This window comes from Polynucleobacter meluiroseus (genome assembly GCF_900205755.1).
GTDB lineage: Bacteria > Pseudomonadota > Gammaproteobacteria > Burkholderiales > Burkholderiaceae > Polynucleobacter > Polynucleobacter meluiroseus.
Map to the genome: position 1 here is coordinate 138,370 of NZ_OANS01000002.1, position 15,390 is coordinate 153,759.

The following is a 15,390-nucleotide window of genomic DNA, read 5'->3' on the forward strand; positions in this document are numbered from 1 at the left end:
TTTATTCCATTTTGAGGTTGAACATGTCTTATAAATCAGAACACGAACGCTCTATAAAAAACCCAGACGATTTTTGGGGAGAGCAAGCCAAGCTGATCCACTGGGAAAAGCCTTTCACCCGTGTCCTGAACTACTCCAACCCTCCTTTTGCAACTTGGTTCGAGGGCGGCCTCACCAACATTTGTTACAACGCGGTGGATCGCCATTTGCTTGATCGCGCTGAGCAAGCTGCCTTGATTGCAGTCTCTACGGAAACTAATCAAGAAAAAGTGTATTCCTATCAAGAGCTCTACGATGAAGTCAATTGCATGGCGGCTATCCTTAAAGCGCATGGCATTCAAAAAGGCGATCGAGTTCTAATTTACATGCCTATGATTGCTCAGGCTTGTTTTGCTATGCTCGCTTGCGCCCGCATTGGCGCAATTCACACTGTGGTTTTTGGGGGCTTTGCTTCCCATAGCTTAGCCTCGCGGATTGATGATGCTAAACCTAAGATGATTGTGACTGCGGAAGCGGGTTCACGTGGGGGCAAAGCGATTCCTTATAAGCCCTTGCTTGACGAGGCTATTTCACTTTCGCAGTACAAGCCAGCAAAAGTCTTAATCGTGAATCGCGGTTTAGCAGCATTTACACCTGTCGTTGGGCGCGATTTGGATTACGCCCTTGAGCGAGCGCAGCACCTGCACGATCTCGTTCCCATTGAGTGGGTCGATGCTACTCATCCTTCCTATATTTTGTATACCTCGGGAACTACAGGTAAACCTAAAGGTGTGCAACGGGATACTGGCGGCTATGCGGTTGCGCTTGCATCCACCATGAACCATATTTTTTGTTGCAAACCCGGTGAGACAATGTTTTGCACATCTGATATTGGGTGGGTTGTCGGTCATAGCTACATTATTTATGCACCGTTGCTGCATGGCATGGCAACAGTCCTCTACGAGGGAACGCCCTTGCGGCCAGATGCAGGCATATGGTGGAGCTTGGTTGAGAAGTACAAGATCTCTGTGATGTTTTCGGCACCGACCGCTATTCGTGTGCTTAAAAAGCATGACCCCCGTTTCTTAACGCAATATGACTTATCGAGTCTGCATACTTTCTTCCTAGCAGGGGAGCCGCTAGATGAGCCAACCGCCTCATGGATTCATGGTGCGATCAACAAGCCCATTGTGGATAACTACTGGCAGACCGAAACCGGCTGGCCTATATTGGCGATTCAACGAGGGGTTGAGGCACTCCCCTCTAAATTTGGCTCTCCCGGTGTGCCGTCATTTGGTTACAACATGAAGTTATTGGATGACGCCAGTGGGGCAGAGTTGGGCCCAAATCAAAAAGGGGTTATTGCAATTGAGGGCCCATTACCACCGGGTTGCATGCAAACCATCTGGGGTGATGACAAGCGCTTTATCAGTACTTATTGGGAGACCATTCCTGGCAGGATGATTTACTCCACCTTTGACTGGGGTATTAAAGATCAAGATGGCTACTTCTTTATTCTAGGGAGGACGGATGACGTCATTAACGTTGCCGGACATCGCTTAGGAACTCGTGAAATTGAAGAAAGTATTTCTAGTCATCCGAATGTATCGGAAGTTGCGGTCGTGGGTATCGAAGATAAGCTTAAGGGACAGTCTGCGATTGCTTTTGTGATTCCTCGAGATGCAACTAATGTCGCCCAGTTAGAGGCAGAGTGCATGAAGACCGTCGACAATCAATTGGGCGCAATTGCGCGGCCTAGTCGTGTCTATGTGATTACCGCCTTGCCAAAGACGCGTTCGGGCAAGATTGTGCGACGCTCCTTGCAAGCGGTGGCTGAGGGGCGCGATCCAGGCGATATTAGTACGATGGAGGACCAAACTGTCTTGACTCAAATCAAGACTGTTATGGAGCAGAATTTAGTATCTTAATGAGCAAAGGGGTTTAAGATTGACATTGGTGGCGCCCTTGAAGGCAGGTGCAGTCGAGGTTTCAGGGGTTAAGCACGCAAAAATGGTATTATTCTCCCATTCGAAACTTAATTAATTACCCTAGCGCTTAAAGACACTCACCTCCCGCACAAACAGTCCTGGGTTGGTCTTTTTGGGGTGTTGAGCGTCGGATGGAGCAGGGACTGGAGATGGTTTGTCACCCTTGCTTCCTTCTTTTCCTCCTGCCGTACTGGCTCTCGCCGACGGCACAATCTTTAGTGGCCTCAGTATTGGCGCCGCTGGTGAAACTTCCGGTGAACTGGTATTTAATACAGCACTGACCGGTTATCAAGAAATTCTGACTGACCCAAGTTATTCGTCCCAAATTGTGACTTTGACCTATCCCCATATTGGGAATGTTGGGGTCAATCATCAAGATACGGAATCCGCGCAAATTCACGCAGCTGGCTTAGTCATCAAAGATCTGTCTAAGCGGGTGTCCAACTTTCGCTCTGAAGAAAGCCTTGATGCTTACTTAGTCAAAGCTGGTGTTGTGGGTATTTCTGGAATTGATACCCGCAAACTCACTCGTATTCTGCGAGACGGCGGCGCTCAAGCCAGCGCAATTGTGGCGGGCAAGTTGGGAGATGACATCGAATCCCTTACTCAAAAAGCGCTTCAATTAGCGCAAACCTTTCCCGGTATGTCTGGTTTAGATTTGGCTAAAGTAGTCAGTACAAAAGCCCCTTATGAATGGCGCGAAGCCGAATGGGAATTGCATGGTCCCGATGGCACTCCAGCCTTCAAAACATTAGATCAAAGTAAGCCGGTTAAAAAAGTCGTTGCGTATGACTTTGGCGTGAAGCGAAACATTTTACGTATGCTGACAGGGCGTGGTTGCCAAATTACTGTGGTGCCAGCACAAACCAGTGCAGCGGAAGTTCTAGCCATGAATCCCGACGGCATTTTTCTCTCGAATGGTCCTGGCGATCCCCAACCTTGTGATTATGCGATTGCTGCTGTTAAAGAGTTTATTGAGCAGGGGATTCCGACATTTGGTATTTGTCTTGGGCACCAAATTATGGGCTTGGCTGCCGGTGCCAAAACAATCAAGATGAAATTTGGCCATCACGGCTCTAACCATCCCGTAAAAGATCTTGATACTGGACGAGTAGCTATCACTTCGCAAAATCATGGTTTTGCAGTAGATGCCGCTAGCTTGCCAAACCACATCCGCATCACCCATGTATCCCTCTTTGATGGATCGTTACAAGGCTTAGCTTGGAAAGATAAGCCGGCGTTTTGTTTTCAGGGTCATCCTGAAGGATCACCTGGTCCTCACGATGTAGCCTATTTATTTGATCGTTTTATGGAGCTGATGAATGCTGCCAAGAAGGAGGGCAAATAATGCCTAAGCGTAGCGACATCCAGAGTATTTTAATTATTGGCGCTGGTCCGATTGTGATTGGCCAAGCATGTGAGTTCGATTATTCAGGCGCGCAAGCCTGTAAGGCTTTGCGTGATGAGGGCTTTAAAGTCATCTTGGTTAACAGTAACCCAGCCACCATCATGACAGACCCGGAAATGGCGGATGTCACATACATTGAGCCCATTACCTGGGAAGTAGTCGAGCGCATTATTGCGATTGAAAAACCCGATGCGATCTTGCCAACGATGGGCGGCCAAACGGCCTTGAATTGTGCATTGGATTTACATCGTCATGGCGTACTCGAAAAATACGGATGTGAGCTCATCGGCGCCTCACCTGAAGCCATTGATAAAGCGGAAGATCGCCAAAAATTTAAAGAGGCCATGACCAAGATTGGTTTGGGTTCCGCCAAATCAGGTATTGCCCATTCGATGGAAGAGGCGCTGGAAGTTCAGTTGAGTATTCAGAAGTTAACTGGTAGCGCTGGTTTTCCGGTGGTCATTCGACCTTCATTCACGATGGGTGGATCTGGTGGCGGCATTGCGTATAACCGCGAAGAGTTTGAAGAGATTTGCAAGCGCGGCCTTGATCTTTCGCCTACACGTGAACTGTTGATTGAAGAATCTTTGTTGGGCTGGAAAGAGTTTGAGATGGAAGTGGTACGAGATCGTGCCGACAACTGCATCATTGTTTGCTCTATTGAGAATTTAGATCCAATGGGTGTACATACTGGCGATTCGATTACTGTTGCGCCGGCGCAAACTTTAACTGATAAAGAATATCAAATCATGCGTAATGCATCGATTGCGGTGTTGCGCGAAATCGGTGTGGACACTGGCGGCTCCAATGTACAGTTCTCGATTAACCCTGTTGACGGACGCATGGTCGTCATCGAGATGAACCCACGGGTTTCGCGTTCATCTGCTCTAGCTTCGAAAGCGACGGGATTTCCGATTGCGAAAATTGCCGCTAAGCTGGCAGTGGGCTATACCTTAGATGAGCTCAAGAATGACATTACTGGCGGCGCAACACCCGCTTCCTTTGAGCCTTCGATCGATTACGTTGTCACTAAAATTCCGCGCTTTGCATTCGAGAAATTTCCTCAAGCGGACTCCCGCTTAACGACACAGATGAAGTCGGTTGGCGAGGTGATGGCAATTGGCCGTACTTTCCAAGAGTCTTTCCAAAAAGCTTTACGCGGCTTAGAGGTTGGGGTCGATGGTTTGGATGAAATTTCCACCGATCTAGATGACATCATTCAAGAGATTGGTGAGCCTGGACCAGATCGTATTTGGTATCTAGCAGATGCCTTCAGAATGGGTATGGGTCTAGATGAGATTTATAAGGAGACGTCTGTTGATCCCTGGTTCTTAGAGCAAATCGAAGAACTGGTGACGATGGAAGCCGAACTCAAGCAGCGCAAGATTGATAGCCTTTCCGCTCCTGAATTTCGTTTTATTAAGCAAAAAGGTTTTTCAGATCGCCGCCTTGGAAAATTGCTAGGTGCAGATGCGGCATCCGTTCGTGCTGCCCGTCATCGCCTTAACGTTGTGCCGGTCTACAAGCGAGTAGATACCTGTGCGGCGGAGTTCTCAACCAATACTGCTTATCTCTACTCAACCTATGAGGCTGAGCATGGTGAGTGCGAGTCATTGCCAAGTGCTAAAGATAAGATCATGGTTTTGGGTGGCGGCCCAAACCGAATTGGTCAAGGCATTGAATTTGATTATTGCTGCGTGCACGCTGCCTTAGCAATGCGTGAAGATGGTTACGAGACCATTATGGTGAACTGCAACCCCGAGACAGTATCAACAGATTACGATACTTCCGATCGCCTTTATTTTGAGCCTTTAACTTTAGAAGATGTTCTTGAAATCGTTGCCAAGGAAAAACCTAAAGGCGTGATTGTTCAATACGGCGGTCAAACTCCATTGAAGTTAGCTTTAGATCTTGAGGCAAACGGCGTGCCGATTATCGGCACTTCACCTGACATGATTGATGCTGCCGAAGATCGTGAGCGTTTTCAGAAGTTGTTGCATGAACTGAATCTGCGACAACCACCGAATCGTACGGCGCGTGCTGAAGATGAAGCTCTTAAGCTTGCTGAAGAAATCGGCTATCCATTGGTTGTGCGTCCCTCCTATGTTTTAGGTGGCCGCGCAATGGAGATCGTGCACGATGGCCGTGATCTCGAGCGCTATATGCGTGAAGCAGTTAAGGTTTCTCATGATTCACCAGTCTTACTAGATCGCTTCTTGAACGATGCGATTGAATGTGATGTGGACTGCATTAGTGACGGTGAGAGGGTATTCATTGGCGGCGTGATGGAGCATATCGAGCAAGCGGGTGTCCACTCAGGTGACTCCGCATGTTCGTTGCCACCCTATACGCTTTCTGAATCTACTGTTGCTGAGATTAAACGTCAAACAGCGGCCATGGCGAAAGGCCTCAATGTGGTCGGCTTAATGAATGTCCAGTTTGCCATTCAAAATGTGGATGGCGAGGATGTGATTTATGTTCTAGAAGTCAATCCCCGTGCTTCACGCACAGTTCCCTTCGTTTCTAAAGCAACTGGTTTGCAACTGGCCAAGATCGCGGCACGTTGCATGGTTGGACAAACTTTGGATCAGCAGGGCATTCATCAAGAAGTGATTCCTACTTATTTCTCCGTGAAAGAAGCGGTATTTCCATTCAATAAGTTCCCTGGGATTGACCCAATTCTTGGGCCAGAAATGCGTTCAACTGGCGAAGTCATGGGAGTAGGTAAGACCTTTGGCGAAGCACTCTTTAAGTCACAGTTAGGCGCTGGCGTTCAGTTGCCCAAAGGTGGCACGGTATTGTTGACTGTTAAAGATGCTGATAAACCCAAGGCAGTTGAGGTGGCTAAGCTATTGCATCAGCTGGGCTTTCCGATGGTCGCCACCAAGGGAACCGCCGCCGCCATTGAAGCTGCTGGTTTGCCTGTGAAAGTGGTGAATAAAGTCAAAGATGGACGTCCACATATCGTGGACTTTATTAAGAACGGCGAGATTTCATTGGTGTTCACCACAGTAGATGAAACGCGCACTGCGATTGCGGATTCACGTTCCATTCGGACTAGCGCGCAGGCAAATAATGTGACCTACTACACAACCATCAGTGCAGCGCGCGCTGTAATGGATGGCTTGTTGGCCTCCCAAAATGGCAATAAAGAGTCTCTTGAGGTTTATTCTTTGCAAAACTTACATCGGTCCCTCAAGTAATTTAAAATCAAACTCCCCTAGCTCAATGAAGAGCTGGGGTGAGTCCTTTTCCTTAGGTTAGAAGCATGAGCACAATTCCAATTACAAAACATGGTGCAGAACTCTTAAAAGAGGAGTTGCATCGCTTGAAGCATGTTGAACGTCCATCTGTGATCAACGCTATCTCTGAAGCGCGGGCGCAAGGCGATCTTTCTGAGAATGCGGAGTATGACGCAGCTAAAGAGAAGCAGGGCTTTATTGAAGGGCGCATTCAGGAGCTTGAGGGCAAGCTTTCTGCAGCTCAAATTATCGATCCCTCTACCTTGGATGTCGCCGGTCGCATTGTCTTTGGTGCCACTGTAGATCTTGAGGATTTAGAAGATGGTACAAAGCTCACCTATCAAATTGTCGGTGACGACGAGGCTGATATTGCGGTTAGCAAGATTTCCATTAGCTCGCCTATTGCTCGTGCACTGATCGGCAAGGAAGAGGGTGATGTTGTAGCAGTTCAGGCGCCAGCTGGCAATCGAGATGTGGAAATCTTGGCGGTGCGCTACCTCTAATGCGCTTTGCTAGCCAGCGTGTTTTTGACTTGATAGCTGGGATCTGGGTCGGGGGCTTCATCACTGTCGGATTTTTAGTGGTCCCAATGCTTTTCTCCGCCCTTGATGATCGACAGGTAGCGGGCATGGTAGCTGGTAGGCTCATTCATACTGAAACCTACGTGAGCATCGCCCTCAACTTAATGCTGCTCATTTTGGGTTTCCGCTTAGACCAAGCCCAAGGAAGCATGTCACGCCGAATTCGCTGGATTCTCATAGCGATGTTGGCATGCTCCTTGGCAGCCGCCTTTATTTTCTTGCCGTGGATGAGTTCTTTAAAAGATCAGGCAACGCTAAATGGGGTTTCAGTAACAGAAACCTCGCAAGCCGTTTTGTTTGCTCGCTTACATCAAGTGTCGAGCTTGGTGTATTTCCTGCAAAGTCTACTTGGCTTATCTCTAGTTTGGTACTCTACCAAGCGTTAACTTGCTTAAGATCCGAGTGACTTTTTCTTCGTGCTGCTCATACGCACTTTGCGTTTCTTAATTGGGGCCGGCGCAGCGGTAGCTTTGCGATAACCTGGCGAAGACCAGCCAATCTTAGATTCAGCAGCATCTGCGCGTAACACCCGTTTTTTGGGTACCGCACTCTTTACCGCAGCTGCGCGCTCAAACGGTGACTTGCTAGCGGACAATCGTCTATCTGAGCGATCCGAGGTACTAGTACGAACCCCTGTTTTTGCAACTACACGATTGGGTTGGCGCTTGGTGCGTGGCGCTTGTAATGATTTCTTAGTTTGTTTGCCAGATCTTGCGAGATTCAGGAGTGCAGCATCAACCACATCCTTGGGCTTCCAAATTACGAGCAGTTTGCCAATATGCTGAACAGGAGCTGCGCCTAAGGTAGCGCATAGCTCTTCGTAAATAGCGATGCGAGCCTCACGGTCGTCGCCGAATACGCGTATTTTAATCAAGCCATGATGGGAAAGCGCTGATTTAGCCTCCTTCATCACCGCAGGGGTTAGGCCATCACCGCCAATCATGACGACCGGGCTGAGGTCGTGGGCATCCGCTTTGAGGGATTTGCGTTGGGCTGGTGTAATTGTTAGTGCAGTCATGGGCTCAATGATAGAGCATTGAGTTGCTCAAATTCGGCATAAGAGCACTCTTTATGCTGATTAAGTGGGGTAAATCGGAAAATTGCCGTAATACCTTTTGCCTTACACGTGGGAAACAGCGAAAATAGCAGTCGAAAGTGGGTATGTTGTGGCGAAGAATAAATTTAATAAAAGTTGGTTACAAGATCATTTAAATGATCCTTATGTCAAGATGGCTCAAAAAGAGGGCTATCGTGCACGCGCTGTCTACAAATTGAGCGAAATTGACGAGCAAGATCATTTAATCAAAGCGGGCATGACCATTGTCGATCTGGGAAGTACTCCGGGTAGCTGGTCTCAATACGCACGTAACCGACTTACCGAGTTAGGCAAAAATAATCCTTTGGTTGAATCTGGCAAGCCTGATGGCGTCATTATTGCGATCGATATCTTGCCCATGGAAGATATTGCGGACGTTCACTTCATTCAGGGCGACTTCCGCGAGGACGAGGGCCTGCAGGCCTTAGAGGCCATTTTGGCCGATAAAGGCGGTCATCAAGTGGACTTAGTGCTCTCAGATATGGCGCCTAATCTTTCTGGAGTGGGGGTTGCGGATGCTGCTCGCATGGCCTTCTTAGCTGAAATTGCCTTAGATTTTTCCCTGAAGCATCTCAAACCTGAGGGCGCACTCTTGATCAAGTGTTTCAATGGCAGTGGCTATAGCCAAATTGTAGAAACTTTTAAAAAGTCATTTAAAACCGTAGTTTCTAGAAAACCTAAGGCCTCCAGGGCTAAATCTTCAGAGATCTTTTTGCTAGGTAGAAACTTCAAATCACCTAAATAACCCACTAAGCACAAGGGTTTATTTAAATAAATCCACTCCAAGCCCTTGAAAAAGGCTGGTAGTAGAATCAAATACTATTATTGCAATCCGTTTTAACTCCCGGATTAATCCGGCAAAGGTCTCTTTTTGAACAGCAATATGTTGCAAAAAATCGGCGTGTGGCTCATTGTGGGTCTAGTGCTATTCACTGTGTTTAAGCAGTTTGATAAGCCTAAAGAACAAACTCAGGTGACGTATTCACAATTTATGGACGATGCCAAAGCAGGCAAGGTCAAGCGCGTTGATGTGCAAGGTCGCACCTTGCAAGTCACTCCTAACGATGGCACAAAGTATTCCATTATTTCCCCCGGGGATATTTGGATGGTCGGCGACCTCATGAAATACGGCGTTCAAGTCACTGGTAAAGCGGACGACGAGCCTAATATGTTTGTATCAGCGCTCTATTACCTCGGACCTACTTTATTGATCATTGGTTTTTGGTTCTTCATGATGCGCCAAATGCAGGGTGGCGGTAAAGGCGGTGCGTTCTCCTTCGGTAAATCCAAGGCCCGTTTAATTGATGAGAACAGCAATACCGTAACCTTTGCTGACGTTGCTGGTTGTGATGAAGCTAAAGAAGAGGTTTTTGAGCTCGTAGACTTCCTGAAGGATCCGCAGAAGTTTCAAAAACTCGGTGGACGCATTCCGCATGGTGTCTTGCTAGTTGGCCCTCCAGGCACCGGTAAAACTTTGCTTGCCCGCGCTATCGCTGGTGAAGCGAAGGTGCCATTCTTCTCTATTTCCGGTTCTGATTTTGTGGAAATGTTTGTTGGTGTTGGTGCGTCGCGCGTACGCGATATGTTTGACAATGCCAAGAAAAATTCTCCTTGCATCATCTTTATTGATGAGATTGATGCCGTAGGGCGTCATCGTGGTGCTGGTATGGGCGGTGGCAACGACGAGCGCGAACAAACCCTGAATCAGATGTTGGTTGAGATGGATGGTTTTGAAAGCAATAGTGGTGTGATCGTCGTGGCTGCTACCAACCGTTCAGATGTATTAGATAAAGCCTTATTGCGTCCAGGTCGCTTTGATCGTCAGGTTCATGTTGGCTTGCCTGATATTCGTGGTCGCGAGCAAATTTTGCAAGTACACATGCGTAAGGTTCCCATTGATCCCGATGTTGATGCAGCAGTTTTGGCGCGCGGCACACCAGGTTTCTCCGGTGCGGACCTAGCTAATCTAGTGAATGAATCTGCTCTATTCGCGGCGCGTCGTAATAAGCGCTCTGTGGACATGAAAGATTTTGAGGATGCTAAAGATAAGATCTACATGGGTCCTGAACGTAAGTCTGCGGTGATGCGTGAAGAAGAGCGCCGTAACACTGCTTACCATGAGTCCGGCCATGCAGTTGTCGCCAAAGTATTGCCAAAGGCGGACCCAGTGCATAAAGTCACGATCATGCCGCGCGGCATGGCCTTGGGTGTCACTTGGCAGCTGCCTGAGTTTGATCGCGTTAATCTGTACAAAGATCGCATGTTGGAAGAGCTGGCCATTTTGTTTGGTGGTCGCGCAGCCGAGGAAGTATTTTTGCACTCCATGAGCACTGGCGCCTCTAATGATTTTGAGCGCGCTACCAAGATGGCGCGCGACATGGTGACACGTTACGGCATGAGTGATAGTTTAGGCACGATGGTTTATGTTGATACCGAATCAGAAAGCATCTTCGGTAGAAATAGTACCAAGACGGTATCTGAATTGACTCAGCAAAAAGTAGATGCAGAAATCCGCGCTTTGATTGATAGCCAATATGCTTTAGCGCGTTCTATTCTTGAAGAGAACCGCGATAAGGTTGAGGCAATGGTAGCGGCTTTGCTTGAGTGGGAAACCATTGATGCTGAGCAGATCACCGACATCATGGCTGGACGTCCACCGAAGGCGCCTAAACCACCGCCTCCTACTGTGTTTGGAAACTCTGTTGGCGCACCCGAGCCTACTGCTGGCAGTGCACCCGCAACCGCTTAGATCGTATTACTGAGCGCTTTCCATGATCAGTAAAAACTTGCCCGCAACATGGCGTTGCGGGCGTTTTCTTTTTGACTTCGCCAAAATAGGGCGACCCTTGGTGATGGGCATCCTGAATGTCACGCCAGATTCTTTCTCCGATGGCGGAAAACTAAAGTCGCTTAGTGATGTCATGCAACACGCAGAGCTCATGATTCAAAATGGTGTTGACATCATTGATATCGGCGGTGAATCGACTCGTCCAGGGGCGGTACCGGTTTTATTACAAGAAGAGCTGGATCGCGTCCTGCCTGTGATTGAAGCGCTGAAGGATTGTGGAGTTGCTCTTTCTATTGACACCTATAAAGCCGAGACTATGCGCGAAGCCTTGCTTGCTGGTGTTGATTGCGTGAATGATATTTGGGCCTTACGTCAAGATGGCGCGCTAGAGGCGGTCCTTGATCATGTCACCGCAATAGCTGGTAATGAATGCGGCATCATCTTGATGCATATGCAGCGTGACCCTTTGACGATGCAATTTAATCCTGAATACAGCGATGTGGTTGCTGAGGTCGGTTTGTTTCTTCAAGAAAGAGCAGCGTTACTGCGGGAGAATGGAGTGGCGCAGGATCGGGTTGCGCTGGATCCAGGATTTGGATTTGGTAAAAGCCTTGAGCATAATTTGCAGATGCTAGCCAACTTGAAGGAATTTACGGAATTGGGCTATCCAGTGCTGGCGGGTATCTCTAGAAAGTCGATGCTGGGCAAAATTACGGGAAGAGACTCTCATGAACGGCTTGCTGCCAGTCTTGCGGCAGTCGTCATGGCCGCCGATCGCCAGGCAGCCATTATGCGCGTGCATGATGTGCCTGAAACAATGGATGCTTTGTTGCTTTGGAAAGCCGTTCAGGAGAGCTAATTTCCTGTTGGCGTGAACTCAATTTGGTGCCCAGAAGAGGACTCGAACCTCCACAACCTTTCGATCGCCAGCACCTGAAGCTGGTGCGTCTACCAATTTCGCCATCTGGGCATGTGGGTATTATAAGGGTGGAACCGAGTTTTCATTGATATTTGATCTTTTCAACGGGTACTGGCTTTTTCACCACTGACTTGACTGTTTGATAAAGTAAGCTAGTTGATAATAAAAATAACAAATTAAGGCTTTATTGCCAAAGGAATTGAATGCGTAAAGCAAAAGAAGTGGTGCCTCGCGAAGCTGATCGTTTAGGTACGGTCCAAGGACACCGAGACGGTTTTGGGTTCGTGATCCCCGACGACGGTGGCGAGGATATCTTTCTGTCAGAAAAAGAAATGTCACGCGTGATGCACGGTGATCGAGTAAATGTACGTGTTTTAGGAACGGACCGACGCGGACGGCCCGAGGGGCAAATTGTTGAAGTGGTCCTGCATGCAAATAAGGTAGTGATTGGCCGACTCTTAAATGAAAACGGCGTGTTGATTGTTGCACCAGAAGATAAGCGTATTGGCCATGACATTTTAATTCCACCTAAAGGGCAGGGCGATGCAAAACTAGGTCAAGTAGTAAGTGTCGAGATCATTGACTATCCAGATAGCTATCGTCAGGCAGTAGGGCGGGTAGTTGAAGTATTGGGTGAGATCGATGATCCCGGTATGGAAATTGAAATTGCCGTGCGTAAGTACGGTGTGCCCCATGAATTTTCTGTGGCAGCCAAAAAAGAAGCGGATGCGCTGCCTGATAGTGTTTTGCAAGCAGACTTAGAGGGGCGAGTGGATTTGCGCGATGTTCCGCTGGTGACCATTGACGGTGCCGATGCCCGCGATTTTGATGATGCGGTTTACTGCGAGCCAGTGATGCATGGCAAAACCAAGGCCTGGCGTTTGATTGTTGGTATTGCTGATGTGTCACATTATGTGAAGCCTGGCCATCCTTTGGATGATGAAGGCTTATTAAGAGCAACCTCGGTGTACTTTCCAAGAAGAGTCATCCCGATGTTGCCAGAGAAGATCTCCAACGGGCTGTGTTCTCTCAATCCTGATGTAGACCGTTTATGCATGGTGTGTGATGCCGTGGTGGATAACAACGGCATTGTTTTAGCCTACCAGTTTTACCCTGCCGTAATGCATTCAGTGCAACGATTTACTTACGATACAGTTTGGGAAATTCTTTCCAATAGTAAAGGTCCAGAGGCGACCCGCTATGCAGAATATAGGCCGCTCTTAACCAATTTGTACGCGCTATATAAAATTTTGCTTGAAGCACGCCATAAACGCGGCGCTATTGAATTCGAGACAACCGAAACGCAGATTATTAGCAATGAGCTAGGTAAGATCTTGCGAATCGAGCCACGCCTACGCAATGATGCGCACCGCTTGATTGAAGAGTGCATGCTGACAGCCAACGTCTGCGCAGCAGACTTCATTGAGAAGAATAAGCATTTAAGTTTGTATCGCGTTCACGGCGAACCCTCCGAGGAAAAGCTAGTGACATTGCGACAAGTTTTGCGCACCTCAGGCTTGTCACTTGATGGCGGAGACAAGCCCAAGCCTAGAGACTTTGCCAAATTGATGCGTGAAGTGAAAGATCGACCTGACGCTAATATGTTGCAGTCCGTTGTGCTCAGAGCGATGCAACAGGCGATGTACCAGCCGGACAATGATGGCCACTTTGGCTTAGCGTATCCAGCGTATTCTCATTTCACTAGCCCTATTCGGCGCTATCCAGATTTATTGACTCATCGGGTCATTAAATCGATTTTGGCAAAAAAACCTTACACCCCAGTATTGCCACCCAAAGTTCCCCTGAATCTAACTTTGCCCCGTAAAGGTAAAGCTCGGGAGAATGCGGTCAATGCTAAAAAATCTCAAAGCGACGCAAAAGAAGCAACAGCGAAAGGCACGCGCTTACCTAAGGGGGCGAATGCAGCATTACCAATTTGGGGTCAGCTAGGGGTACATTGTTCTTCCAATGAGCGCCGCGCGGATGAAGCTTCACGTGATGTAGAGGCTTGGTTAAAGTGCTATTACATGCGCGACCATCTTGGGCAAGAGTATGCGGGAGCTGTTACCTCCGTCGCCAGCTTTGGCCTGTTTATTCAACTAGAGAATCTATTTGTTGAAGGCATGGTCCATGTTACTGAACTAGGCGGCGATTACTTTCAGTATGATGAAGCGCGGCAAGAGTTGCGCGGCGAAAGAACTGGCATTCGGTATCGTCTTGGTGACAGAGTTCATGTCTTAGTCAGTCGCGTCGATTTGGATGCGCGTAAAATCGAATTCAGTTTAGTAAAATCGATTGGCTTAGAGCCAGGAGCTTCTTCTAGTCGCCGTCAGGTTATTTTGGCTAGCGAATCTGATAATCCCAATAAGAAAGCGGCGCCTAAAAAGACTCGACCTGGCAATAAAGCTCCACAAAAACATGGCGGAGTGAATGCGAATGCCGCTAAAACCGCAGGTAACTTGGGTGCAAGTCAGTCGAAAAGTAAGTCCACCCGTAGTACAGCGAATAGCGGTAAGCCAACCAAGCCTGGCAGGGCTGCTGGCAAACCAGCAGGTAGCAAGCCGCCTGTTCGCAGTACCAATGCAAGACGTAAGTAAGACATTTAAACAGAAGATTAATGAAACAAATATTAGTTGGATTTCATGCAGTACAAGCCCGTTTACGAGTAGATGCCGCAAGTCTTAAGTCAGTGTATTTTGACCCAGGTCGCCGCGACCGCCGTATGGGTGATTTTTTGAAACAGGCAGAAGAAATCTTGGGCGAGCGTTTGCACGCAGCAGACTCGGAGCGCTTACATCAGTTGGCTGGCCATGATCGGCACCAAGGCGTAGTGGCTTTAGCAGAAAAGATTACTGTTGCTAGAACCATTACCGAAGTCATTGAAGATGCACAGAGCAATCAAGGCAAGGCACTCTTCTTAGTTCTAGATGGTGTTACTGACCCACATAACTTTGGCGCCTGTTTGCGGGTAGCTGATGGCGCAGGGGTGAACGCAGTTGTAATCCCTAAAGATCGTTCAGCCTCGATTAACGCCACAGTAAGTAAAGTCTCTAGTGGCGCATCTGAAGTGATTCCGGTGATTACGGTCACAAATCTCGTGCGCAGTATGCGCGAAATGCAAGAAGCCGGCGTGTGGTTGATCGGCACCGACGATGAAGCCGAAAAATCAATCTACGATCTCGACTTGACTGGATCTATCGGTATCGTGATGGGTGCGGAAGGTGAGGGGATGCGCCGTTTGACCCGTGAAACCTGTGATGAATTAGTGCGGATCCCCATGCAAGGTATTGTGGAAAGCTTGAATGTTTCTGTTGCCAGTGGCGTTTGCTTATATGAGGCGTTACGACAGCGGATTGCCAAGCTGCCAAAACAATCCAAGACGGATTAGT

At 48.2% G+C, this 15,390-nt stretch carries 11 protein-coding genes and 1 tRNA gene; 10 read left to right on the forward strand and 2 right to left on the reverse strand.

Going from position 1 to position 15,390, the window contains the following annotated elements:
• Positions 1 to 23: 23 nt before the first annotated feature.
• From CP950_RS03915 to CP950_RS03935, 5 genes are all read left to right on the forward strand, one after another.
• The gene (locus tag CP950_RS03915; protein WP_096672574.1) at positions 24 to 1,907 is read left to right on the forward strand and encodes a propionate--CoA ligase; all 1,884 of its coding nucleotides are present in this window, start codon (positions 24 to 26) and stop codon (positions 1,905 to 1,907) included.
• Between the two features lie 223 nt (positions 1,908 to 2,130).
• A complete protein-coding gene (carA, locus tag CP950_RS03920) occupies positions 2,131 to 3,315 on the forward strand; it encodes a glutamine-hydrolyzing carbamoyl-phosphate synthase small subunit (RefSeq protein ID WP_096673067.1) in 1,185 nt (394 codons plus the stop codon).
• Positions 3,315 to 6,578 (forward strand): carbamoyl-phosphate synthase large subunit, encoded by a 3,264-nt coding sequence (gene carB, locus CP950_RS03925; RefSeq protein ID WP_096672575.1) that lies wholly within the window; start codon positions 3,315 to 3,317, stop codon positions 6,576 to 6,578. The genes carA and carB overlap by 1 nt, the downstream gene beginning before the upstream one ends.
• A 65-nt stretch (positions 6,579 to 6,643) precedes the next feature.
• Positions 6,644 to 7,120, forward strand: a complete 477-nt coding sequence (gene greA / locus CP950_RS03930) for a transcription elongation factor GreA (protein ID WP_096672576.1) — start codon at positions 6,644 to 6,646, stop codon at positions 7,118 to 7,120.
• A complete protein-coding gene (locus tag CP950_RS03935) occupies positions 7,120 to 7,584 on the forward strand; it encodes a DUF4149 domain-containing protein (protein WP_096672577.1) in 465 nt (154 codons plus the stop codon). Before greA ends, CP950_RS03935 begins: the two co-directional genes overlap by 1 nt.
• Before the next feature lie 5 nt (positions 7,585 to 7,589).
• On the opposite strand, the gene CP950_RS03940 is transcribed toward CP950_RS03935, so the two are convergent.
• A complete protein-coding gene (locus CP950_RS03940) occupies positions 7,590 to 8,216 on the reverse strand; it encodes a YhbY family RNA-binding protein (protein WP_096672578.1) in 627 nt (208 codons plus the stop codon).
• Positions 8,217 to 8,364: 148 nt separating this feature from the next.
• On the opposite strand from CP950_RS03940, the gene CP950_RS03945 reads away from it, so the two are divergent.
• The 3 genes from CP950_RS03945 (at position 8,365) to folP (ending at position 11,941) form a co-directional block, all read left to right on the forward strand.
• Positions 8,365 to 9,039, forward strand: a complete 675-nt coding sequence (locus CP950_RS03945) for an RlmE family RNA methyltransferase (protein ID WP_096672579.1) — start codon at positions 8,365 to 8,367, stop codon at positions 9,037 to 9,039.
• Positions 9,040 to 9,165: 126 nt separating this feature from the next.
• Positions 9,166 to 11,043 (forward strand): ATP-dependent zinc metalloprotease FtsH, encoded by a 1,878-nt coding sequence (gene ftsH / locus CP950_RS03950; protein ID WP_096672580.1) that lies wholly within the window; start codon positions 9,166 to 9,168, stop codon positions 11,041 to 11,043.
• Between the two features lie 22 nt (positions 11,044 to 11,065).
• Positions 11,066 to 11,941 carry a dihydropteroate synthase gene (gene folP, locus CP950_RS03955; RefSeq protein WP_096672581.1) on the forward strand — a complete coding sequence of 292 codons (876 nt, stop codon included), beginning with the start codon at positions 11,066 to 11,068 and terminating at the stop codon, positions 11,939 to 11,941.
• 24 nt (positions 11,942 to 11,965) lie between these two features.
• Here the strand turns inward: folP and CP950_RS03960 are convergent.
• Positions 11,966 to 12,052 (reverse strand) — tRNA-Leu (locus tag CP950_RS03960).
• A 152-nt stretch (positions 12,053 to 12,204) separates the two neighbouring features.
• On the opposite strand from CP950_RS03960, the gene rnr reads away from it, so the two are divergent.
• Positions 12,205 to 14,598 (forward strand): ribonuclease R, encoded by a 2,394-nt coding sequence (gene rnr / locus CP950_RS03965; protein ID WP_096672582.1) that lies wholly within the window; start codon positions 12,205 to 12,207, stop codon positions 14,596 to 14,598.
• A 20-nt stretch (positions 14,599 to 14,618) separates the two neighbouring features.
• A complete protein-coding gene (gene rlmB, locus CP950_RS03970; protein ID WP_096672583.1) occupies positions 14,619 to 15,389 on the forward strand; it encodes a 23S rRNA (guanosine(2251)-2'-O)-methyltransferase RlmB in 771 nt (256 codons plus the stop codon).
• Position 15,390 lies beyond the last annotated feature (1 nt).